Source organism: Aestuariivirga sp. (genome assembly GCF_965227715.1).
Classification (GTDB): Bacteria; Pseudomonadota; Alphaproteobacteria; order Rhizobiales; family Aestuariivirgaceae; genus Aestuariivirga.
In genome coordinates this window covers 999,853-1,021,760 of sequence record NZ_OZ245771.1, presented here as the reverse complement: position 1 = coordinate 1,021,760, position 21,908 = coordinate 999,853, and the positions used below count along the sequence as shown (strand labels likewise).

General features: G+C 58.9%; 19 protein-coding genes and 1 pseudogene. 13 read left to right on the top strand and 7 right to left on the bottom strand.

From position 1 onward, the window contains the following. Positions 1 to 49 precede the first annotated feature (49 nt). The 7 genes from ACO06F_RS04985 (at position 50) to speB (ending at position 8,909) form a co-directional block, all read left to right on the top strand. On the top strand, positions 50 to 1,435 hold the full coding sequence (locus ACO06F_RS04985) for an aspartate aminotransferase family protein (protein WP_421695585.1): 1,386 nt from the start codon (positions 50 to 52) through the stop codon (positions 1,433 to 1,435). A 127-nt stretch (positions 1,436 to 1,562) separates the two neighbouring features. Then, positions 1,563 to 2,642, top strand: coding sequence for an ABC transporter substrate-binding protein (locus ACO06F_RS04980; protein WP_421695584.1), 1,080 nt, complete (start codon positions 1,563 to 1,565; stop codon positions 2,640 to 2,642). Positions 2,643 to 2,710: 68 nt separating this feature from the next. Then, positions 2,711 to 5,029: an aminotransferase class III-fold pyridoxal phosphate-dependent enzyme gene (locus ACO06F_RS04975; protein ID WP_421695583.1), complete on the top strand. Its 2,319-nt coding sequence runs from the start codon at positions 2,711 to 2,713 to the stop codon at positions 5,027 to 5,029. Between the two features lie 71 nt (positions 5,030 to 5,100). Further along, positions 5,101 to 5,973 carry an ABC transporter permease gene (locus tag ACO06F_RS04970; RefSeq protein ID WP_421695582.1) on the top strand — a complete coding sequence of 291 codons (873 nt, stop codon included), beginning with the start codon at positions 5,101 to 5,103 and terminating at the stop codon, positions 5,971 to 5,973. Further along, entirely contained in the window at positions 5,973 to 6,821 is an 849-nt protein-coding gene (locus tag ACO06F_RS04965; RefSeq protein WP_421695581.1) for an ABC transporter permease, read from the top strand. Before ACO06F_RS04970 ends, ACO06F_RS04965 begins: the two co-directional genes overlap by 1 nt. A gap of 5 nt (positions 6,822 to 6,826) precedes the next feature. Beyond that, on the top strand, positions 6,827 to 7,909 hold the full coding sequence (locus ACO06F_RS04960) for an ABC transporter ATP-binding protein (protein ID WP_421695580.1): 1,083 nt from the start codon (positions 6,827 to 6,829) through the stop codon (positions 7,907 to 7,909). Between the two features lie 4 nt (positions 7,910 to 7,913). Then, positions 7,914 to 8,909 (top strand): agmatinase, encoded by a 996-nt coding sequence (gene speB, locus ACO06F_RS04955; RefSeq protein ID WP_421695579.1) that lies wholly within the window; start codon positions 7,914 to 7,916, stop codon positions 8,907 to 8,909. Positions 8,910 to 8,950: 41 nt separating this feature from the next. On the opposite strand, the gene ACO06F_RS04950 is transcribed toward speB, so the two are convergent. Both ACO06F_RS04950 and ACO06F_RS04945 read right to left on the bottom strand, forming a co-directional pair. Further along, positions 8,951 to 10,072, bottom strand: coding sequence for an NADH:flavin oxidoreductase/NADH oxidase (locus ACO06F_RS04950; protein ID WP_421695578.1), 1,122 nt, complete (start codon positions 10,070 to 10,072; stop codon positions 8,951 to 8,953). After that, positions 10,072 to 11,349 (bottom strand): NAD(P)/FAD-dependent oxidoreductase, encoded by a 1,278-nt coding sequence (locus ACO06F_RS04945; protein WP_421695577.1) that lies wholly within the window; start codon positions 11,347 to 11,349, stop codon positions 10,072 to 10,074. Before ACO06F_RS04945 ends, ACO06F_RS04950 begins: the two co-directional genes overlap by 1 nt. 82 nt (positions 11,350 to 11,431) lie before the next feature. Between ACO06F_RS04945 and ACO06F_RS04940 the strand changes: the two genes are divergently transcribed. Next, on the top strand, positions 11,432 to 12,781 hold the full coding sequence (locus ACO06F_RS04940; protein ID WP_421695576.1) for a glutamine synthetase family protein: 1,350 nt from the start codon (positions 11,432 to 11,434) through the stop codon (positions 12,779 to 12,781). Continuing rightward, a complete protein-coding gene (locus ACO06F_RS04935; protein WP_421695575.1) occupies positions 12,774 to 14,405 on the top strand; it encodes a L,D-transpeptidase family protein in 1,632 nt (543 codons plus the stop codon). Before ACO06F_RS04940 ends, ACO06F_RS04935 begins: the two co-directional genes overlap by 8 nt. Here ACO06F_RS04935 and ACO06F_RS04930 read toward each other — a convergent pair whose 3' ends face one another. Beyond that, positions 14,406 to 15,737, bottom strand: coding sequence for a hypothetical protein (locus ACO06F_RS04930; protein ID WP_421695574.1), 1,332 nt, complete (start codon positions 15,735 to 15,737; stop codon positions 14,406 to 14,408). 156 nt (positions 15,738 to 15,893) lie between these two features. Continuing rightward, on the bottom strand, positions 15,894 to 17,348 hold the full coding sequence (locus ACO06F_RS04925) for a citrate/2-methylcitrate synthase (protein WP_421695573.1): 1,455 nt from the start codon (positions 17,346 to 17,348) through the stop codon (positions 15,894 to 15,896). Between ACO06F_RS04925 and ACO06F_RS04920 the strand changes: the two genes are divergently transcribed. Then, positions 17,263 to 17,976: a phosphate acyltransferase gene (locus ACO06F_RS04920; RefSeq protein WP_421695572.1), complete on the top strand. Its 714-nt coding sequence runs from the start codon at positions 17,263 to 17,265 to the stop codon at positions 17,974 to 17,976. The two genes, ACO06F_RS04925 and ACO06F_RS04920, sit on opposite strands and share 86 nt — an antisense overlap. A gap of 31 nt (positions 17,977 to 18,007) precedes the next feature. Here ACO06F_RS04920 and ACO06F_RS04915 read toward each other — a convergent pair whose 3' ends face one another. The 3 genes and pseudogenes from ACO06F_RS04915 to ACO06F_RS04905 all read right to left on the bottom strand — a co-directional run bounded on the left by ACO06F_RS04915 (position 18,008) and on the right by ACO06F_RS04905 (position 19,794). Next, complete coding sequence (locus ACO06F_RS04915; protein WP_421695571.1) at positions 18,008 to 19,096, bottom strand: acetate/propionate family kinase; 1,089 nt, start codon at positions 19,094 to 19,096, stop codon at positions 18,008 to 18,010. A gap of 25 nt (positions 19,097 to 19,121) precedes the next feature. After that, positions 19,122 to 19,517, bottom strand: coding sequence for a hypothetical protein (locus tag ACO06F_RS04910; protein ID WP_421695570.1), 396 nt, complete (start codon positions 19,515 to 19,517; stop codon positions 19,122 to 19,124). Continuing rightward, positions 19,514 to 19,794, bottom strand: a pseudogene (locus ACO06F_RS04905) (cupin domain-containing protein). Before ACO06F_RS04905 ends, ACO06F_RS04910 begins: the two are co-directional and overlap by 4 nt. 128 nt (positions 19,795 to 19,922) lie before the next feature. On the opposite strand from ACO06F_RS04905, the gene ACO06F_RS04900 reads away from it, so the two are divergent. Genes ACO06F_RS04900 through ACO06F_RS04890 form a run of 3 tightly spaced genes read left to right on the top strand, consistent with a single transcriptional unit; the run spans position 19,923 to position 21,908 of the window. Beyond that, entirely contained in the window at positions 19,923 to 20,345 is a 423-nt protein-coding gene (locus ACO06F_RS04900) for a Fur family transcriptional regulator (RefSeq protein ID WP_421695569.1), read from the top strand. A 1-nt stretch (position 20,346) separates the two neighbouring features. After that, complete coding sequence (locus tag ACO06F_RS04895) at positions 20,347 to 21,102, top strand: ATP-binding cassette domain-containing protein (protein ID WP_421695568.1); 756 nt, start codon at positions 20,347 to 20,349, stop codon at positions 21,100 to 21,102. Positions 21,103 to 21,119: 17 nt separating this feature from the next. Next, the gene (locus ACO06F_RS04890) at positions 21,120 to 21,908 is read left to right on the top strand and encodes a metal ABC transporter permease (protein ID WP_421696624.1); all 789 of its coding nucleotides are present in this window, start codon (positions 21,120 to 21,122) and stop codon (positions 21,906 to 21,908) included.

The window sequence follows — 21,908 nt, the reverse complement described above, 5'->3', positions numbered from 1 at the left end:
CCCGCTTGCGCTGGTTGGCCTTCCAATACTTCAGTCCGGAGTTTTCATCATGAACGCGCTCAATAAGAACATCGACATTGCCGAAGTCGTGCGTAACGACATCGAGCATCATTTCCACCCTTTCACGGATCACAAGGCCTTCCACGCCGAGGGTGGCCCACGGGTTATGACGCAGGCAGACGGCGTGTGGATTTGGGACGGGAATGGCAACAAGCTGCTGGACGGCATGTCCGGCCTGTGGTGCGTGAATGTGGGCTATGGCCGCAAAGAACTGGCTGAAGCCGCCTATAAGCAGATGCTCGATCTGCCTTATTACAATACCTTCTTCAAGACGACGACCGTTCCGACGGCGGAGCTGGCGGCGAAGATATCCTCCGTCATGCCGGAGCGCTTCAAGCATATCTTCTTCACCAATTCTGGCTCAGAATCGAACGACACGATCGTCCGCTTCGTGCGTCACTATTGGAAGCTCAAGGGCAAGCCTTACCGCCAGCATTTCATTGCACGCACCCGCGGCTATCATGGCTCGACCATGGTTGCCGCCAATCTCGGCGGGTTCCAGGGCATGCACGACCAGGTGGGAACGGAATTTCCCGGCTTTCACCACGTGCAGCAGCCCTATTGGTATGATTTCGGGGGCGACAAGACGCCTGAGGAATTCGGCCTCGAAGCCGCCGCCGCCGTGGAAAAGAAGATTCTCGAAGTCGGTCCCGAGAATGTCGCGGCATTCATCGGCGAGCCGATACAGGGCGCTGCCGGCGTTCTGATTCCACCGTCGACTTACTGGCCGGAAGTGCAGCGCATCTGCCGGAAATATGGCGTGCTGATCATTTCGGACGAAGTGATCTGCGGCTTTGGCCGCACCGGCAACTGGTGGGGCTTTGAATCATTCGGGTTTGAGCCGGATATCGTGCCGATGGCCAAGGGCCTGTCATCGGGCTATTTGCCGATTGGCGCTGTCGCCTTCGCCGAACACCTGCTCAAGGATTTCTTCGAGCTGGGGGGTGAATTCTACCATGGCATGACCTATGCGGGGCATCCCGTGGCCTGTGCGGTGGCGCTGCGCAACATCGAAATCATCGAGCAGGAGAAGCTGGTTGAGCGCACCCGGGAAATCGGCCCCTATTTCGCACAGGCGCTGGCATCGCTGCGCGACCATCCTATCGTAGGGGAAACCCGGTCACTGGGTCTGATCGGCGCGATTGAGCTCAGCAACGACAAGGCCAAGCGCGGCCGCTTTGCGAGCCCCGGACGGGTAGGAACCCTGTGCCGTGACAATTCCTTCAAGAGCGGACTGATCATGCGGGCCTGCTGGGACACAATGGTCCTGGCCCCGCCGTTGGTTATTACCCGCCAGGAGATCGATAAGCTTGTACAACTGGCGCGTGTCGCGCTGGACGCCACCCACGAGGCTGTCCGTACGGAAGTTGCCTGACACTACAAAAGGTTAAACAAATTGAGGTTGTTAAAAACCAGTGGTACGTTAGTGTTGCTTCACCAGAATAAACCGCAAATGGCGCCGTGCGGTTTGCGTACGGCGCCGCCAATCAGGGAAAATGACGATGCCGACCTTCCGTCCGCGTTTCCGCCCCAGCCGCCGTTCGGTGCTGCAGGGCACAGGCGCCCTCTTTGCAGGGCTCACCTTCCTGCCGCGCTTCTCCATGGCCGAGGAAGAGAAGAAGCTGAACTTCTACAATTGGGATACTTACATCGGTGAGAACACTTTGGCCGACTTCACCGATGCCACCGGCATCGAGGTGAAGATGGACCTTTATGCCGACAATGATGAGCTTTTTGCCAAACTCAAGGGGGGCAATCCCGGCTATGACGTGATCGTGCCAACCAATGATTATCTCGAGCGCCTCATCAAGGCGGACATGGTGATCCCGATCGATCATTCCAAAATCCCCAATATGGCCAATATCGATCCGCGCTTCCAGGATGCAGCGTTCGATCCGGGCCGGAAATTCTCAATTCCCTATATGTGGGGGACCGTCGGCATCGGCTACCGCAAGTCGGCCGTGAAAGGCACGCCGGACAGCTGGAAACCGCTCCTCGACTCCGATGAATATGCAGGCGCCATCTCGCTTCTGGGCGACCAGCAGAATGTGCTGGGCATTGGCCTCAAATATCTCGGCTTCTCCTGGAACTCGACAGATGCGGGTGAACTCAAGCAGGTCGAAGAACTGCTGATGAAGCAGAAGAAGAACATCAAGGTTTTCGCACCTGACAACGGCCAGGACTTGCTGGCCGCCGGCGAAGTGAAGCTCTGCGAAGAGTGGAATGGCGACATCAAGCAAGTGATGACCGAAGACGATGATCTGAACTACATCGTTCCCAAGGAGGGCTCTCTCATTTGGCAGGACACGCTGGCCATCCCCAAGGGCGCTCCGCACCCTGAAAATGCCAATCTCTTCCTCAATTTCGTGCTCGATGCCAAGGAAGGTGCTGGCATCGCCCAGACCATCCAGTATGCCACCACCAACAAGGCGGCACGGGAGCTTATGCCGGCTGAGTATCAGAACAACCCCGTGATCTTCCCGCCTGATGATGTGCTGGCGAAATGTGAGCCCGCACTTTACCTCGGCGAGGAAGCCATCAAGGTGCGTGACGAAATCTGGACGCGCATCCGGGCCTCCTAAGGTTTTCACCTTCCGGGGCGGCATCCTAAAGATGCCGCCCTTCTTCTTTCCCTGTCCGCAAAGGCCTCATGCTCAAATCTCTCACTCCGCCAGCACTGCCGCTTGAGGTGTTGCAGTCTTTTGCCGCCAGCACCTATGGCCTGGCCGGCGTCTGGACGAAGCTCGAAGGCGAGCGTGATCAGAATTACAAGGTTACCGCTGCAGATGGCAGCGGCGCCGTTTTCAAGCTGTGTCAGCCGGTGGAAGGTGAGGCAATCCTCGTCTGCCAGGCGGAAGCGCTGGAGCATATCGCCGCCGTCGACCCCAGCTTTCCGGTCCCGAGGCTTGTGCGCACGCGGGACGGGGACTTGCTCGGGTGGCTCTTCCACGGCGGCGTAAGCTATCCGGTTACGGTGCTGTCATGGCTCGACGGTGCAGTGCTGGGCGACGGGAGACTGAGCCCGCAACGACTTTATGAGCTGGGCCGGGCGCTGGCCCGTCTCGGCCGAGCATTGCGAGGCCTTATCAATGGCGCACCGGCTGCGCGGGACCTGGTGTGGGATACCCGCCACGTGCTGCGCCTCGCACCCCAGGTGTCAAACCTCGCCGAGAACGACCGTGGGATTGCAGCGGATATCCTTGCCCGCCACGCCCGTGTGACTGAGCCGGCTCTTCGCGCCATGCGCAGCCAGATCATTCACGGTGACGTTCACCCTTACAATGTCCTAGTCAATGACGCGGGCGTGCTAAGTGGCGTCATCGATTTCGGAGACATCGTTCACGGCCCGCTCGTTCTCGATCTTGCCAATGCGGCTGGCGATTTCCTCAGCCCTGCCGGAGATGCGGCGGACACCATATTCCAGCTCACCCGAGGCTATGCCAGCCTAACGCCGCTGGAAGAGACCGAGGCCGATATCCTTGTTGATCTGATTGAGGTCCGCCTTCTCCTCACACCGCTGATAGATGCGCTGAAAGTCGAGAACGGCATAGAGCCGCAGGGCTATTTCGAGGCTTTTAACAGCCGAAGCATGCCGATGATCCGCGAATTGCGGCGCATCGGGCATGACAGGCTGAAAGGCCTGGTTCGGCGTGCCGCCGCATTTCCGGCAGCTGCCCCGGTGCACGCTGCTGACTCTCAGGAAGCAATCGGTCGCCGCCGCAAGGTGATGGGTGAGAAGCTTTATGTCTTCTACGAGAAGCCGCTCCACATTGTTAAGGGCGAGGGGTTGTGGCTCACGGCCTCCGACGGGCGGCGTTACCTCGATTGTTACAACAACGTGCCCCATGTGGGGCATTGCCATCCCTACGTTACAGAGGCCATCACGCGCCAAGCGCGGACGCTCAACACCAACACGCGCTACATCACGGATCAACCTATCGAATATGCAGAAAGGCTGGTAGCGCTGGCCTCCGAAGGGCTGAGTTCCGTCGTCTTTGTCAATTCGGGCAGCGAAGCCAATGACCTCGCCTGGCGCATGGCCAAGGCGTTCACCGGCCATACGGGTGGGCTTGCGATGGAATTCGCCTACCATGGCGTCAGCGAGGCGATAGATGCTTTCTCGCCCTCCAACGCGCCCGACCATTGGCAAGCTCCTCACATCCGGCTCCTTACCCCTCCGGACGTCTATCGCGGGCCTTATGGCGCAGCGGAGGAAAATCTTGGGGAGCGCTATGCGGCTCTGGCCGAGTTACCGATCTCTGAACTCCAGGCAGCCGGCTTCGGCGTTGCCGCGTTGATGGTCGATTCCGCCTTTATGTCGAACGGCATCCTCGATGCGCCGCAATCCTATCTTCAGGGCGTGGTGAATCGGGTCCACGCCGCGGGCGGTCTGTTCATCGCCGATGAAGTGCAATCGGGCTTCGGCCGGATGGGCCCTGCCTTCTGGGGACACAACCACCATGGCGTCAGGCCGGATTTCATTACCATCGGCAAGCCTGCAGGCAATGGCCACCCCCTTGGGGCGGTGATCACGAGGCCCGAGATTTTGTCGCATTTCCTCGAATTCGGACCATTCTTTTCGACGTTCGGCGGTAACAACGTGGCCTGCGCGGCCGGGATTGCTGTGCTCGACGTGATCCGGGACGAAGACCTCGCCGTCAAGGCGGGCAGCACCGGCGCCTGGTTCCGGCAAGGGCTGGTGCGCCTGATGGCGCGGCATCAGATCATTGGCGACGTACGAGGCGTAGGGCTCGCGACCGGCGTCGAACTCGTGCGGGACCGTGCCACGAAGGAGCCTGCAACTGCGGAAACCAGCCGTCTCCTGGGGCTTTTGCGTGAGGAGGGGGTCCTGATCGGCAGCGAAGGGAAGTTAGGCAATGTACTGAAGATCCGGCCGCCACTCGCCTTTACTCGCGAACATGCGGACATTGCCCTATCGGCAATGGACCGGGCGCTGGCAAGGCTCTAAGCCAGGGTTGCCGTGCAGTGCCGTGCTGAGCTAGTTTCGACCAACAAGAACGCAGGGGGAGTGACGGCATCTTGGAGAACTGGAAACAGAACCCGCGGGTCTTCTGGACCCTGGGACTTCCGCCCACCATTTGGCTCCTCGCCTTCTTTCTCATTCCGCTCGGCTTTCTCTTCGTCATGTCGTTCAGTGACAAGGCGATGGTTGACGGCCAGGTCGCCATCAACGGATATGACTACCTCACGGGCATCGCCAACTACATCCGCGCTTTTGATCCCCTCTATCTCGGCATCATGTGGAAGTCGGTTTGGATCAGCGCGCTGGCAACCGCCCTTTGCCTGCTCACCGCCTATCCCATCGCCTTCGGTATCTGTTTTGCCAAGGACAAGTGGAAACCACTTCTGTTGCTGCTTGTGGTGCTACCCTTCTGGATCAACCTGCTGATCCGCACCTATGCGCTCATCGCGGTGTTCCGTACCCAGGGCTATGTGAACTTCGCACTCTATTACGTGGGGCTGGGCCCCTACGAAATGCTCTACAACAACTTCGCAGTCGTCTTCGGCCTGGTTTATGTCTACATGCCCTTTATGGTGCTGCCGCTGTATGCCACCATCGAGCGGCTGGACAAATCCTACCTTGAGGCCAGCCTCGATCTCGGTGGCTCACAATTCCAGACATTTCTGCGAGTCACAGTGCCGCTCACCATGCCCGGCATCATCTCCGGCATCATTCTTGTCTTCATCCCGTGCCTGGGTTCCTTCCTCACACCCGATCTGCTGGGCGGCGCCAATGCGCTGATGATTGGAAACGTGATCGAGCGCCAGTTCAAGGCGGCAAATGACTGGCCGTTCGGTTCGGCCCTGTCCTTCCTGCTGATGTATGCAACATTCGGGGCGCTGGCGCTGCGCTATCTCTTCACGCTCCGCAGCAAGGGAGTGGACGTCTGATGGCTGCGAAACTGAAGCCCGGGCAGAGCCCGCTTGATTATGGCAGCCGCCCCTGGCTGAAAATTCTTTTCACCGTCATTTTCTTCCTACTCTATGCGCCGATCATCACGCTCGTCGCATTCTCCTTCAATACGGACAAGCGCGGCGTCATCTGGCGCGGCTTCACGCTCGATAACTATGTGAAGGCGTGGCACAATGCTTCTCTCATTGAGGCGCTTACCAACTCGCTGGTGATCGCGCTAATTGCAACGGTCTTCGCAACTGTCCTTGGCGCCTTGACGGCGCTGCTCATGTGGCGCTTCCGCTTCCCTTTCAGGGGCGCTTATGAGGGATTCATGGCGTTGCCCATCGTGATCCCCGAAATCTGCATGGGTGTTGCGCTGCTGTTGTTCTTTGCAAGTTCGGGGCTGATGGAGTTCTTCGTCCATATGCCATGGCCGCTGAATCTGTCGAACATCGTTTTCGCGCATGTGTCCTTCTGTTTTCCGTTTGTTGCAGTCGTCGTGCGCTCGAGGCTCGTGGGGTTCAACCGCCAGCTTGAGGAGGCATCGAAGGATCTGGGCGCAAGCGAGTGGCAGACCTTCTGGTCCATCATCGTGCCCTTCATGAAGCCGGGCCTCATCGCCGGCGCACTCCTGGCCTTCACGCTGTCTCTCGACGATTTTGTCATCACCTTCTTCACCTCGGGGCCGGAGACGGTCACTTTCCCGGTGAAGGTCTATTCACTGGTGCGCCGCGGCGTTTCGCCGGAAATCAATGCGGCTTCCACCGTTCTCATCGTCATTACCGTCATTGCCACCATTCTTGCCATGAAACTCCAGGCACCGCCCAAGGCGGATAAGGGCTGATCAACATGTCAGACGCGATCGTCGCAATCCGCAACGTCACCAAAGCCTTTCCAGGCGGAGTCACTGCCGTGGACAATGTCTCCCTCGATTTTGCGCAGAACGAGTTCTTCGCGCTGCTGGGGCCATCCGGCTGCGGGAAAACCACGCTGCTCCGCATGATTTCGGGGCTCGAAACGCCAACCTCTGGCCAAATCATCATCGGTGGCGAGGATATGGCATATACGCCGCCCAACAAGCGGCCGACAAACATGGTGTTCCAGTCCTACGCCGTGTTCCCGCACATGACGGTGGAACAGAATGTCGGCTATGGGCTGAAAGTCACCGGCGTTGCGGCGGACGAGATCAGGCGCCGCGTCGGCGAAGCGCTGGAGATGGTGAAACTCACCGCCCTTGCTAAGCGAAAGCCCGATCAGATGTCGGGTGGTCAGCGCCAGCGGGTGGCACTGGCGCGCGCGCTCGTCAAGCGCCCCAAGGTGCTGCTGCTGGATGAACCTCTCTCAGCACTTGATGCCAAGCTCCGCGACGACATGCGCATGGAATTGACCAGGCTTCAGGAAACGGTGGGCATTACATTCATCATCGTCACGCATGACCAGGATGAGGCTCTTTCCATGGCAAGCCGCATTGCGGTTATGGACCGTGGTGCCGTTCAGCAGGTGGCCACGCCCGCAGAACTTTATGAGCAGCCGCGCAACCGCTTCGTTGCGGATTTCATCGGCAAGGTGAACCTGATCGATGCCCGGGTACACCGCCAGATTGGCCGCAAGGTGGATTGCGAGTTGCGCGGCCTCGGACGGATGGAGCTATCAAGTGATGGTCTCGTTGGCGCTCAAGTCTCCGTCGCGGTGCGGCCTGAAAAGCTGAAGATAACCATTGCTGAACCCGCGGCCGCCGTCCGGATCCGGGGCAGGGTGCGCGATGTCGCCTACTACGGCGACACCAGCCATGTGGTGATCGAGGCGGCTGACGGGCTCGATCTTTCAGTCAACGTGCAAAATGATAAGCGCCTTGGCGGTTCTGGTGTGGAGCGTGGCCAAGATGTGTGGGTGCATTGGGCGCCCGAAGATTCAATTGTCCTTTCGGAGTAGCGCCATGTCGCTTGAAATGAATGCCAATGGCCCCTTTCCGGGCGACAGCGCTTTCCGCCGTGACTCCCTGAAGGGCACACAGTGGGAGCCAACCTATGCCGGTGCACTCTCCTTCATGCGCCGAAAGTACACACGCGATCTTGCAGGCGCCGATATTGCGATCACCGGCATTCCCTTTGATCAAGCGGTCTCCCATCGCTCGGGCACCAGGCTCGGTCCGGAAGGCATTCGCAAGGCCTCAGCGGAAAACGCCTGGGGTCCGTTCTGGCCATGGAATTTTGACCCCTTCGATACGCTCGGTGTCATCGACTATGGTGATTGCTTCTTCGATTGGGGCCGCAAGGAGAACTTTCCGCAGCGGTTGGAAGACCATGCCACTGAAATCATTTCCACTGGCACTGAGATGATTTCTCTTGGCGGCGACCATTACGTCACCTATCCGCTGCTGAAGGCGCATGCGAAGAAGCATGGGCCCTTGTCGCTCGTTCATTTCGACGCCCACCGCGACGTTGAACCCGATGATGGCGGCCGTATCGATCACGGCACCATGTTCGGCTACGCGGTCCGTGAAGGTCTCATCGATCCGCGCAAATCGGTTCAGATCGGCCTCCGCACAGTCTTCGCTGGCGAGCGCACTTTCGGTTTCCGCCTGATATATGCTGATGAGGTTCATGAATCCTCAGCTGCCCATGTGGCGGAGATCATCCGGCACGTGGTTGGCACCAACAAGGCGTACCTCACCTTCGATATTGATTGCTTGGATCCATCCGTGGCACCCGGAACCGGGACACCCATCCCCGGTGGTCTCAGCTATCATCAGGCTGCTTCGATCATCCGAAAGCTGACGGATATCAATTTCGTCGCGATGGATGTGGTCGAAGTCTCGCCACCCTATGACCATGCCGAAATCACCTCGCTTGCAGCATCATCCCTCATCATGGAATATCTTTGCCTCAGAGCCTGGCAAAAAGGTGCGCGCGCCACACCCTTGAGCGAGTAGGAGAACGGGTGCTTCACATTTGTGTTGTGCTCAGCTCTTAATCACGGCTGAAAGATACCCAGCGCCCTGTCCTTATTGCGCACGGCATAGCCCGCCTGCGGGGGCCAGTTGCCATAGCTGTCGCCTTGAACCAGTTCGCGCATGGCGTGGAGCGGCCAATTTGGATCATCCAGCGCCTGCCTGGCGAGTGCGATCAGATCGGCCTGGCCGCGCTGCAAGATCTGCTCAGCATCTGTTGGCTTCGTGATCAGGCCGACAGCAGCTGTGGGTACACCGGCACCGTTGCGCACGGCTTCTGATAGGGGCACCTGGTAAAGCGGGCCTACTGGGATTTGCGCTCCCGCAAAGCCGCTGGACGTGCAATGAACGACATCATAGCCGATCTCCTTCAACTCCCTGGCATATGTGACGCTTTCAGCCACCGTAACCCCGCCTTCAATCCAGTCTGTCACTGAGATCCTTACAAAGGCGGGCTTCTCTACGGGCCAGGCCGCCCGCACGGCCCGCGCCACTTCGAGCGGGAATCGCATGCGGTTCTCGAGGCAGCCGCCATAGGCGTCCTCGCGCATGTTGGCGATGGGGGAGAGAAATTGGTTGAGAAGGTATCCATGTGCCGCGTGAAGCTCGATCATGTCAAAGCCTGCAGCCTCTGCCCGCTTCGTGGCAGCGACCCATTGTTCGCGTACGAGTGCCATGCCCGCAAGATCCAGCATGGCTGGCATAGGAGATGAGGGCGTCTGACGTTCCGCTGACGGCGCAACGGGTGTCCAAGACTCGAAGCCAAACTCCGCCTTCTCGGCATCCGTTTCATTGAAACTCCCTCGCCATGGCAAGGGTGATGAAGCCTTTCGGCCAGCATGGGCCAGCTGAATGCCTGCAGCGGCTCCGTTCTTGTGCAGAAATTCCGTAATGCGCTTCAGGGGTGGAATCTGGGCGTCCTCCCACAGCCCCAAGCAGCCATAGGAAATGCGGCCCTCTGGGCTTACCCCCGTCGCCTCCGCTATCACCAGGCTGAAGCCACCAAGCGCGAAACGTCCGAGGTGAACGAGGTGCCAATCGTTGGCAAAGCCATGGCGCGCCGAATATTGGCACATCGGAGCAACGATCACCCGGTTCTTCAAGGTGAGGCCGCGAAAGGTTATCGGTGTGAACAGCTTGGTCATCAACTCAAAGCATCCTTTAGCCGGTAAAACAACATTGCGGCGGCGAGCAGGGGCACACGCACAGGGCCGCCCGGGAAGGGCAGGTGCCGCACGCGGGAGAGAAGGTCGAAGCGTTCGGCAGTGCCGCGCACAGCTTCGGCCATCAGCTTGCCGTAGAGGCCCGCCAGTGCCACACCTTGGCCTGAATAGCCATGCGCATAGTAGGCGGTGGGGCTCAGCCTACCGCAATCCGGAATGCGGTTATGGGTAATGGCGATGTAGCCGCCCCAGGCGAAATCAATCCGGGCGTCTTTGAGCTGCGGAAAGATATTGGTCATCCGCGGCTTCATGAAGGCGCCGAGGTCTGGCGGGTCCAGCGTCGTATAGCTCGCGGCACCCCCGAAGAGCATGCGGGTGTCTTCCGTCATCCGGAAGTAATCGACGATGAAATTCGTGTCCGCCACTGCCTCGCCATCGCGGATCAGGGCGCGTGCGCGATCTTCACCCAAAGGTTCGGTGGTGATGATGTAGCTCGTCACCGGCAGCACCTTGCCATAGAGCTTCGGCACCAGCCGGCCCAAATAGGCATTGCAGGCGATCAAAATGAAGCGTGCGTTCACCTTTGCTTTCGCTGTCCGCACAAAAGGGCGGGAGCTGGTGTCGACCTCAACTGCGGGCGAGAACTCGTGGATCACCGCGCCTGCCATGGTTGCGGCCCGCGCCAGGCCCAGGCAATAATTCAAGGCGTGGAAATGTCCCGCACCCCCTTCGCGCAGCGCGCCTTGATAGGCAGTGGTGCCCAGTTTGTCTGCGAGTTCTGATTTCGTGATGAGCTGTGTGTCGGTGTAGCCCAGCTCGTCCCATTCGTCCTTCCATTCACGAAGGCCGTCCATCCGATTGGGCTTGGGAAGGACATGGAGATAACCCCATCGCAAGCCACAGTCGATATCGTAGCGGGCGATTCGGTCCTTTAGGAGCCGCTTTGATTCTTCCGCTAGGGCAAAGCATTTGCGGGCATCGTCTTTGCCGAGCTGCGCGATGATCTTGTCCTGACCGGAGGAAAACCCGGTGCAAATCTGCCCGCCATTCCGGCCAGAGGCACCATGGCCCACGGTTTGAGCCTCCAGTACGACCACCTTGTGGCCTGCCTCCGCCAGTTCAATTGCCGCGGAAAGACCAGTATATCCCGCCCCCACGATGCAGACATCGGCAGAAATATCGTCGTTGAGCGGGGGGTGACGCGGTGACGGGGTGGCGGTTGCCAGATAATAGCTTGGAGCATTAATCGATTTTGACATGATCAAAAGGGTTTAGCTGCCCCCCTTTTGTTCGGTCAAGCTTCCGGGCTACATTGGGTTGTTTCAACATTACCGGACAATCATGACCCAGTCGCGCTTTGAGGAATGGCTGCACCAACACAAGATCAGCGAGGTGGAATGCCTCGTGGCGGATATGAACGGCACCGCCCGCGGCAAAATTCTCCCGCCAAAGAAGTTTCTCTCCGGAAACCGCTCCCGCGGATTGCGCGTGCCGGAAGAGGTGTTCACGCTGACGATTAATGGCCGTTACGTGCAGGATACGCGCGCCGTCAGCGACAGCGCCATCGACATTTATATGAAACCCGATCCGGATACGATACGCTTTGTGCCCTGGTATGCGGAGCCAACTGCGCAAGTGATCTGCGATGCCTTCCATCTTGATGATGCACCTGTTGAGATTTCTCCCCGGCATGTGCTGAAGCGGGTGCTCGAAGCTTACCGGCTGAAGGGTTGGCGCCCGATCATTGCGCCCGAACTTGAGTTCTATCTGGTCAAGAAGAACCTAGACCCAGACTATCCGCTCGATGCTGCAGTGGGGCGCTCTGGCCGCAAGGAGCCAGGCGGCCAGGCCTATGGCATCGATGCCGCCAATGACTTTGACCCTATCGTCGAGGACATCTATGATTATTGCGAAGCACAGGAGCTTGATGTCGACACGCTGAGCCATGAAAGCGGCCCAGCGCAGCTCGAAATCAACTTCAACCATGGCGACCCTCTGGAATTGGCGGACCAGGTGTTCCTGTTCAAGCGCACCGTGCGCCAAGCGGCGCTGAAGCATGACATGTATGCGACTTTCATGGCCAAGCCACATGAGAATGAGCCTGGCTCCTCCATGCACATCCACCAATCGGTGATGGACATCAAGACAGGCAAGAACATCTTTGCCAGCAAGGATGGGGCACAGTCCAAGCTGTTCCTCAACCATATTGGCGGGCTTCAGCGCTACCTCGCGGCCGCGCTCTCCCTCTGTGCGCCGAACGTGAATTCCTACCGCCGCCTCGTGCCCGACTCGGATGCGCCGACCAATGTGCATTGGGCGGTCGACAACCGAACTGTCTCGTTGCGCGTGCCATCCTCCGATGCGGCAAACACCCGCGTCGAAAACCGCGTGCCAGGGGCTGATGCAAACCCATACCTCGCATTCGCAGCCTCGCTTGCCTGCGGTTATCTTGGCATGGTGGAGCGGATCAAGCCATCGGACCCTGTTTCAGGTTCCGCTTACCGCTACGCTCATACGCTACCGATAAGCCTTGACGAAAGCCTGGACAAGTTGAACTACACCAAGGCGCTGAAGCAGGTGCTGGGCGAAAAATTTTGCGAAGCCTACAATGACGTGAAATACGAAGAAATGCAGCACTATCGCCGCGTGATCAGTTCCTGGGAACGCGAATACCTGCTCCTGAATGTTTAAAGGTCAAGACATGCGGACGGTGACAAAACTATTCTTTGCACTCATTCTCTTGGCGGGCCTAAGTGGGGCCGCCAGTGCCCAGATCACGAAGGCTGCACCGCCCGCGTCCGAGGTGGAGGCAGCCATTGAGGTGATTCTCGATGGAACTGAACGCCTGCCGCTTCCACTGGAGAGAATAAGGCCCGCTCTGATCGCACATTATATCAGGGACCAAGGGCCAGTGTACTGGGTGGGAACTGGCCGCATGAATACGTTCCTGCAGCGCTTGGCGGACGCAGCGGACGATGGCCTGAACCCGGCTGACTACCCGATCGATGCGCTCATCGAGTTGCGTGACACGGTGGAGCCAGGCGATGCTGAAGATGCCGCCGCCGCGGAACTCTTCTTCACGGCATTCTATGTTAATTATGCTACGGATCTGAAGATCGGCCGCCTCACGCCGCAGAAAGTGGATCCGCGCCTCTACCGCAGCCGCAAGACCGTTGATATCCTCAGTATACTGACGGAATTTCCCAAGCAGAACGACCCTAATGCCTTCCTCGCGGCATTCGAATCGCACAATCCGCATTACCAGGCGCTGAAGAAGATGCTGGCGCTTTACCGCGCCATGGCGGAATCAGTAAAGTGGCCTGCGATCGATCCGGGCGGTAACGTTAATCCAGGTGAAAGCGATCCGCGCATTCCCGCCATCCGCCAGCGCCTGATATTGACGGGAGATCATCCCGGCGGCGGTGAGGGAGATGAATATGATTCAACCACCGTGCTCGCGGTCAGAAGCTTCCAGCTCCGCCACGGGCTTGAGGCCAAGGGCATCATCGGCAAGCAGACGGTGATCGCACTCAATATTCCGCCGGCAGATCGTGCCCGCCAGATTACGCTCAACATGGAACGTTGGCGTTGGATGCCGGAGAACCTCGGAGAGCACCATTTCATGGTCAATCTCGCTGCTTTTGAGCTTCAGGAAGTCGAGAAGCAAGAGATGGTGGAGCGGATGGATGTAGTGGTTGGCGCCGTCGCCACCCAGACGCCCGAATTCTCAGATGACATGGAATATGTGGAGATAAACCCAACTTGGACCGTACCCTATTCCATTGCCACCAAGGAGATGCTGCCGAAGCTCCGCCGCAGTTCTTCTGCCTATGCGGGAGATTTTGAAGTCTTCATGAACGGAAAGCTCGCTTCGTGGGGCGGCATCAACTGGAATGCCTATGGGCCGGGCAACTTTCCATTCACCTTCCGCCAGAAGCCGGGACCCAAAAATGCGCTGGGCAAGGTCAAATTTATGCTACCAAACCCTTACAATATTTATCTTCACGACACACCGTCCAAAGATAAATTCCTGGCGACAACGCGCGCCTTCAGCCACGGCTGCATAAGGCTTTCGCGTCCGATGGATCTTGCCTATCACTTGGTCGGTGAAGTTGCCGGCTGGCCAAAGTCTAAAATCGATGCGACTTTCGCCAGCGGCAAGACCACGAGGGTTAGCCTGCCGCAGCATATCCCTGTCCATCTGATTTATGCCACGGCCTTTGAGGGCGATGGCGGCAGCCTTGAATTCCGGCCGGACATCTATGGCCGGGATCGCAAACTGGATGCTGCGCTGGGCGGCAGGCCGTCCAGCTGATCAAGGCTTGAGTTGCAGTCTAATGATGGCTTCCGCTGCATCTTCATTCCCGGCGGAGGCGGCGCGCTGGTACCATTGTAGCGCCAGCGTCTTGTCAGGATCGACGTTCTTGAGCGTAAGAGACCCAAGCACAACCGGGTCATAGCTTCGTGCAAGCCCATATGCGGCAGCACCTGAGCCGTCCGTACCCCAAGCACGCTCGAAGTTGTTGCGCGCTGCGCGCACATCGCCCGTCCGCATGAGTGACGAGCCCTCCGAGATGAGCTGCTGCACGCCGGCCGAACTTTCAGGCTGCGCCAATGCCACCTTGATGCTCTGGGGCGGCGGAATTGCTGTGGGCAGAGCAGATGATATACCCGTAGCGCCAGGAAGCGTTGCTTTTGATGCGCTGCTCTCAATTTGGCCCGGAGGCGGCGCCGATGTCGGCTGTACAACGACGTCGTTCAATTCCACCGTCATGGTTTTGACGGGCGCCGCCAACTCGCCCGTCTTTGGCTCGAAGGCGGCGACAGCCAAATCAAATTGTGGCTGATTCGCCTTCGGCACAACCAATTTCAAATCTTTGAGGTCAGCCAAGGATAGGGACCAGATCTGATCGTTCTCACGATGGCCGGTGGTAAGATAGGCACCTTCGGGAATACCGGATATTTTGAGCAGCATGTCCTCATTGAGGCCTGCGGGCTCCGCGTGAAGTGCAAGCGGAATATAACTGTTGGTTACACCCTCAGCATCCGCCACGTCGAGTGTCGCCGTCGCAACCGGCTTCTTGTCAACAGTCGTTGAGCGCTCTGCTGCCGCTTCCACGGGCTGCAGTTGCCGGAGGGTTTGGGCAGCGGGGGCTGCATCTGCAAGGGGAGGGGCAGCAAGCGCTTCGACCGGCGCAGAAGCCTGCTGCGTGCTAGACAGCCGCGCGCTTATGAGGCTGGCACCTCCGCCTGCGAGCAACGCCACGCCCGCAGCAATGGCGAGGGTCTGGCCTAAGGTGAAGCTCCTGGCGGACCGTGGCGCGGACTTGAGCTCCTCGGGTTCTACCGGCTGACGCTCGACGAACCGGGCAGCGGGTCGCGGCTCGGACATAATCTTGTCGCGGTACCCAGGGGGCGGCACGGGCCTTCCCGTCTGCTCAAAAGGATCGTCCGGCAATGCGCGCTGACGGCGGTACCGCGCCAGAAGTTCCTCGCGCGTCAGCTGTTGTCCTGTGTGACTTAGTATCCAGCTCGGCGCTGCCTTTTGCATTGGGATTGGTGCCGCGGTTCCTTCGGCCTCTTCCCCGCCACCACTTTCTGGTTCCTGCACGGGTGGCGTATCAGATGGTTCAATTCGCTTGGTCATGACCTGCTCCTGAAGAGCGGCGGCGCGATATGTCCCCTGCCAGCTCCGGTTTTGCGGCCCCCCGCGCCATGTTAATCCCCAAGGGCACATGGCTGAAGCTTGTAATTTGGCAGCGGAATGTGGCGATGAGCAGGCAGGAATGTGGATTTCGTCACTTCAGCGTTGAGAAATGATGCGATAGGGACGGGCGCTGGGTCCGTCATACAGCGTCAGTGGACGGATCAATATGTTGTTCTGCAGCTGCTCCAAGCACTGCACAGTCCAGCCCGGCATGCGGCCGACCGCAAAGATCGGTACGAAGAGATCCGGGGGGATGCCGTTGAGATAGTAGATCGCACCTGAGTAAAAATCGACATTCACGTTCACACCGAAGCGGGCATATGGCTTCATCGACTCAACTACTGCCTGTAGTATCGCAAACCAACGGGGCTCTCCCATTTCGCGCGAAAGTTGTTCAACTCCTTCTCGCATGTGGCGTGCGCGGGGGTCCTCTGTTCGGTAAACGCGGTGGCCAAAGCCCGTCACTGCATCTCCTGCTGCACGCTTGGCCTTAACATAGGCTGCGGCATTTTCGGGCGCACCAATTTCTTGTGCCATGCGCATCACGTCTTCCGCAGCGCCCCCATGAGCAGGACCTGAGAGTGCTGCAATCGCAGCAGTGATCGCCGCATGCAGATTGGCTTCTGTGCCGATCACCACGCGCGCAGTGAAGGAGGATGCGTTGCTGCCATGCTCGGCATGTAGAATGAGATCACGGTCCATCAGCTGGGCAGACGTCTCCGATGGCACCCGTCCGGTGATCATCCAAAGAAAATTCGCCGCATGTGAGAGCATGGGATCAGGCACAGGCGCGCTGCGCCCATTGCGAATGCTCTCATGTGCAGCAACAATCATCGGCACCTGCGATGCCAGGCGAATGCCTTTTTCCCGCATCGCTTCGGGTGACATGTCCAAGCTGTCCGGACCGAAGCTTGATAGCGCAGAAACGGCCGTTCGCAGGACGTCCATCGGATGTCCGTGCTTGAGGGTGGAAATGATCGAAAGAACTTCATCAGGGAGCTGGCGCGCCTCCTTCAGTTTTTCATCGAATGCCGAAAGTTCCGCAACAGTTGGCAGTTCGCCATATAGCAGCAGATAGGCCGTCTCCTCGAAGCTCGAGTGTTGCGCGAGATCATGGATCGAATAGCCGCGATAGCGAAGCTCCCCCGCCTTCCCGTCAATGAAGGTCGTGGCCGAGCGCTCGAAGTAGACGCCTTTCAGGCCACGGTGGATTTCGATCTTTTCTTCTGCTGACATGTCCACCATCCGGAGAGGAATCCCTATGAGCGTGATTGACGAAGCGAAGGCCAAAATCAAGGACAGAGGCCTTAAACTTGTGATGCCAGAAGGAGACGACGCCCGCATTCTGGCAGCTGCCGTGCGTTTTCGCGAGCAGGGCTTGGCAGAACCGATCGTCTTTGGGCCGGATGACGTTCCGGAGGCGTCACCCGCGCACATCAGGATCCTAACAGCTCGGCGCGCTAAAATGAACGATGTAATGGCCGCCCGCCTCTTGAGGAAACCACTGTACCGTGCAGGCGCTGCCGTGGCCCTTGGTGAAGCCGATGCCATGCTGGCCGGTGCTGCAAACCCCACTTCGCGCGTTATTGAAGCGGCACTGATGACGGTGGGCCCCGCACCGGGAATCGCAACGCCCTCAAGTTTTTTCCTGATGGAATGGCCTGACCGCCGCCTGGTCTTTGCCGATTGTGGCGTCAACATTCAGCCCAATGCTGCGGAATTGGCGGACATCGCCATTGCCTCCGCGCAAAGTGCTTCGCTGTTCCTGGGTGAGGAGCCCCGTGTTGCGCTCCTCTCCTTTTCCACCAAGGGCAGTGGCAGCCATCCTGATTCGGACAAAGTGATAGAGGCACTGAAAATCGCGCATCAAAAGGTCCCTGCACTCAAGATCGATGGCGAGCTACAGGGCGACGCTGCTCTCTCACCTGTCGTCGCCGCCAAAAAAATGAAGGAAGCAGGAGAGGTCGCAGGCCGCGCCAACGTGCTCATCTTCCCCGATCTCGACGCGGGCAACATCGCCTATAAACTCACACAGTATCTGTCAGGGGCTCAGGCCATGGGCCCAGTGCTGCAGGGCTTTGCAAGGCCCATTTCTGATCTCTCGCGGGGTGCAACCGTGGACGATATCGTCGCCACCGGCTCCCTGCTTCTGGCCATGAGCCTCGGTCCCACGCGCTAAGAGTAAGTTTTCTTTCAAGCACGAGCATTTGCTAGACCAGGGCTCTCACGTCTCGCGCGATCGTCAATTCCTCATTCGCGGGGACCACGTGCACATTCTCCGGCGGAATGCCCAGCCACTTGAGGTGGGAAAGTATCCGCGCCCGTACTGGCCCCGCGTTTTCGCCCACGCCCCCGGTGAACACCATCGCATCGGCACCCCCCAATGCGGGCACGAGCGAGGCGGCGTGGCGTGCTGCCGAGTAGCAATAATAGTCGATAGCCTCCACGGCCTCTGTCCTGTCGCTCCCCAGCAGCACGCGCATGTCACCTGAAATGCCGGAAAGTCCCAGAAGTCCGCTCCTGCGGTACAGCAGATCTTCGAGCTGATCGAGACTAAGATGCTCATCGCGCATCAGCGCCACCAGAACACCAGGGTCGATCGATCCCGTTCGGGTGGACATCACGAGCCCGTCAGCGGTTGAAAACCCCATCGTCGTTGCAACGCTTTTGCCGTCAAAGATAGCACACATGGAGGCCCCCGATCCCAGATGCGCGGCGAGCAGGCGGCGCGGCAGCACGCGGCCAGTAAGCCGCGGAAGAGCGTCCACCACATGCTGGTAATTCAGTCCGTGGAAGCCGTAGCGCCGGTAGCCGCGATCGAAGTAGTGCCGTGGCAACGGAAGCCTCGTGGCGAGTTCCGGCTGCGTAGCGTGAAACGCTGTGTCGAAGCATGCGATGTTCGGTACTTCGGGAGCGACCTGCCGCATCTCACGCAGCACGCCAAGCCCAAAAGGCAAGTGCAGCGGCGCCAGTGCCCGCAATGCCTCTAGGTCGTGCTGAATGTCGTCATTAACTAAAACCGGCGTTACATATTGTGTGCCGCCATGGACGATACGGTGGCCGATACCGTTGAAACTGTCCGGCTCATGACCGTTGCCGGATAGCCACTCGGCAACCACGAGCAGCCCCTCGGTTGGGGCCGTCACATGCGGAACCTCCCGTGCGGCGTGCCCTTCAACCTCCAACCGCGGCTTCGATCCGATGCCTGAAACTTGTCCCTTGAGTGTGAGGTTCAGCTCGCCGCCGAACACCGCAAACTTAAGCGAGGACGAGCCGGCATTGAGAACGAGAATCTTCATGCGCGGCAGAATAGCGGGGCAGGGGTCAATATGTCTTCACCCCACTTCGGCTCAAGTTGAAACCGTGCCCGCCATTGTTGCAGCGCAGGCCAGCCTTGGTTGAGGCGCAGGAGAAGGGGCCCTGCCGCCAACTCGTGCCATAGGGAAAATAATGTTCCGCTCCGCAGCAGGATGCGTCACCCACATCGCGGTAGACCTTTGGCTTTCCATTCTCGAATAACCGCACCCGCACATAGGAAGGCTCCACCCGGTCGCATTGCAAGACCAGGCCGGAGCCTTCCTCGTCATTGTAAATGCACCCCACATTGCCGGACGGCATGGTGAATTCGATGTAACCGCCATTGCTGGGCGCAAAGTCCACGGCGAGCGCCGGTCCCGCCAGGCCAAGAGCGGCAAGAACCCCGAAGCACAGGCGCCTCATTTCAATTCAATCTCGATGAAGGCATATTCCGTTTCATTGGCACTGATCACATCATGTTCCACGCCTGCCTTCCGGAAATAGGGAACGCCCTTCTTCATTTCGGCTTCCGCAGGGCCTGTGGGCGTTTCCAGCCGCACCTTGCCATCCATCAGCGGCACCACCACATAATCATGACCATGCCGATGCCAGCCCGTATTATCTCCGGGTGCAAAGCGATATTCCGTAACGATTACCGGTCATTGTCGATGATGACGGTAGCCTTGGCCGTGCCGGACATGTGGGGACTCCCTGAAAAAAGCTTGGTCATGGTGTATGGAACTGGAAATTGCCGCAAGCACGTTATATTATAACGTCATGACCTTCCCTGAACCACACCACAACCATGCCCAATGCACAGCAGATTTGTTGTCCCGGGCAGAACGCACATGCGCCAAAAGCGGCTCCAAGCTCACCGGGCAGCGGCGGGACGTGCTGGATTGCGTGGCCCAGAGTCATTCTGCCGTTGGGGCCTACGACATTATCGAGCGCATGGCCGGCCGGGGGCCGAGGCCCGCGCCAATCACTGTCTACCGCGCGCTGGATTTTCTCGCAGCGCATGGCCTTGTTCACAAGATCGAGAGCCGCAACGCCTTCGTCGCCTGCACCCACCCGCATGACGGAACGCCAGCGGCCATGCTGGTATGTGAACACTGTGGACTGGTGGCGGAATTGGATGTTCCCGACGTGTTTAAGTCGCTTGAGACATCTGCCGGCGCGCAGAATTTCGTGGTCCACCGCAGCGTGGTTGAACTCACCGGCCTCTGTGCTGCGTGCGGTGGAGCAGCGTGAGATGCTGAAGGTTACCAACGCAATCTTAAGTGCCCGGGACGTCACCCTTCAGATCGCTGGCCGTATGATCCTCGACAAGGTGAACCTCGATGTTCGTCCAAATGAAATCGTCACCGTCATTGGTCCCAATGGCGCAGGTAAGTCGACCCTCGTGCGCTGTCTTCTTGGTCTGCAGCCCATTACCTCTGGCCAGGTCATCAAGGAAAAGAACTTGCGCGTGGGCTATGTGCCCCAACGCTTCCCGCAGCTTCCCAATGTGCCGCTCGACGTGCGCCGTCTTCTCTCCCTCACCTTGAAGCCCACAGAGGATGAGATTGACGAAGCTCTCGCGGAAACCGGCATCGCTCATCTAAAGACGGCTTCCGTCTCGCGCCTTTCTGGGGGAGAGTTGCAGCGGGCATTGCTCGCGCGCGCGCTATTGCGAAAGCCCGAGCTTCTGGTGCTGGACGAGCCGGTGCAGGCGGTCGATTTCATGGGTGAGGCGCGGATGTACGAACTGATCTCGTCTGTCCGAAAGCGCCATGGCTGCGGCATCCTTATGGTGAGCCATGATCTTCACATGGTGATGGCGGAGAGTGATCACGTCGTCTGCCTGAATGGACATGTTTGTTGCGAGGGCGGCCCCGTAAAGGTGCAGCAGGATCCTGAATTCGCGAAGCTTTTCGGACCGTCCGCCGCCCGCATGATCGCAGCCTATGCGCATCATCATGATCATGACCACGAGAGTCATGATCATCATCACGAACACCGGCATTGACCGCAGTGCTGGACATGCTGTCGCAACCCTTCTTCCAGCGCGCATTGCTGGCGGGACTGGCGATCGCCTCTGTTGCAGGTCCTGTCGGCTGCTTTATCGTGTGGCGCCGAATGGCCTATTTCGGTGAGACGCTGGCGCATTCCGGCCTGTTCGGTGTGGGGCTCGGCCTGCTCTTAGGCTTCAGCCTTACATTGGGTGCGGTGGCAACGGGCGTTGCCGTAGCTCTTCTCCTGATGTTGCTCAAGAGCCAACGCGTGCTGGCAACGGATACACTGCTCGGAATCCTCTCGCACGGCTCACTGGCCTTAGGGATTGTGACTGTGGGACTCGTTACAGGGGCGGCGGGCGATCACATGGATCTCCTCTTCGGCGATATTCTGACTGTAAGCTGGCAGGATGTGTCCGTTGTGTGGGTCGGCGGCGCCGTCGTTCTGTTGGTCCTAGGACTCCTCTGGCGCGATCTGATCGCGATGTCCGTCCATGAGGATCTGGCCCAGGCCGAAGGCATCAACGTCAAGCGTGTGGAACTGGGTTTTGTGCTCCTGATTGCCATCATGACGGCAATCTCGATGAAAATCGTGGGTCTGCTCCTGATCACAGCACTTCTCGTCATCCCCGCTGCCGCTGCGCGCCGCCTCTCTGCCACGCCGGAATCAATGGCGATTGTCGCGGCTGTGATCGCTTGCGTGGCGGTGGTCATGGGCCTCGCCCTGTCGGCCTTCGCAAACGCTATCACCGGCCCCGCCATCGTCCTGTGCGCAGGCCTTCTCTTCGTCTTGACCTTGTTGCGTCCGCAGGCCAACTAA

Coding starts and splice junctions, on each gene's coding strand:
- ACO06F_RS04920 (WP_421695572.1), top strand. CDS start 17,263: ATGAACGATGTAATGGCCGCCCGCCTCTTGAGGAAACCACTGTACCGT.
- ACO06F_RS04895 (WP_421695568.1), top strand. CDS start 20,347: ATGCTGAAGGTTACCAACGCAATCTTAAGTGCCCGGGACGTCACCCTT.
- ACO06F_RS04940 (WP_421695576.1), top strand. CDS start 11,432: ATGACCCAGTCGCGCTTTGAGGAATGGCTGCACCAACACAAGATCAGC.
- ACO06F_RS04935 (WP_421695575.1), top strand. CDS start 12,774: ATGTTTAAAGGTCAAGACATGCGGACGGTGACAAAACTATTCTTTGCA.
- speB (WP_421695579.1), top strand. CDS start 7,914: ATGTCGCTTGAAATGAATGCCAATGGCCCCTTTCCGGGCGACAGCGCT.
- ACO06F_RS04930 (WP_421695574.1), bottom strand. CDS start 15,737: ATGACCAAGCGAATTGAACCATCTGATACGCCACCCGTGCAGGAACCA.
- ACO06F_RS04910 (WP_421695570.1), bottom strand. CDS start 19,517: ATGAGGCGCCTGTGCTTCGGGGTTCTTGCCGCTCTTGGCCTGGCGGGA.
- ACO06F_RS04985 (WP_421695585.1), top strand. CDS start 50: ATGAACGCGCTCAATAAGAACATCGACATTGCCGAAGTCGTGCGTAAC.
- ACO06F_RS04960 (WP_421695580.1), top strand. CDS start 6,827: ATGTCAGACGCGATCGTCGCAATCCGCAACGTCACCAAAGCCTTTCCA.
- ACO06F_RS04950 (WP_421695578.1), bottom strand. CDS start 10,072: ATGACCAAGCTGTTCACACCGATAACCTTTCGCGGCCTCACCTTGAAG.
- ACO06F_RS04980 (WP_421695584.1), top strand. CDS start 1,563: ATGCCGACCTTCCGTCCGCGTTTCCGCCCCAGCCGCCGTTCGGTGCTG.
- ACO06F_RS04965 (WP_421695581.1), top strand. CDS start 5,973: ATGGCTGCGAAACTGAAGCCCGGGCAGAGCCCGCTTGATTATGGCAGC.
- ACO06F_RS04925 (WP_421695573.1), bottom strand. CDS start 17,348: ATGGCATCGGCTTCACCAAGGGCCACGGCAGCGCCTGCACGGTACAGT.
- ACO06F_RS04915 (WP_421695571.1), bottom strand. CDS start 19,096: ATGAAGATTCTCGTTCTCAATGCCGGCTCGTCCTCGCTTAAGTTTGCG.
- ACO06F_RS04975 (WP_421695583.1), top strand. CDS start 2,711: ATGCTCAAATCTCTCACTCCGCCAGCACTGCCGCTTGAGGTGTTGCAG.
- ACO06F_RS04945 (WP_421695577.1), bottom strand. CDS start 11,349: ATGTCAAAATCGATTAATGCTCCAAGCTATTATCTGGCAACCGCCACC.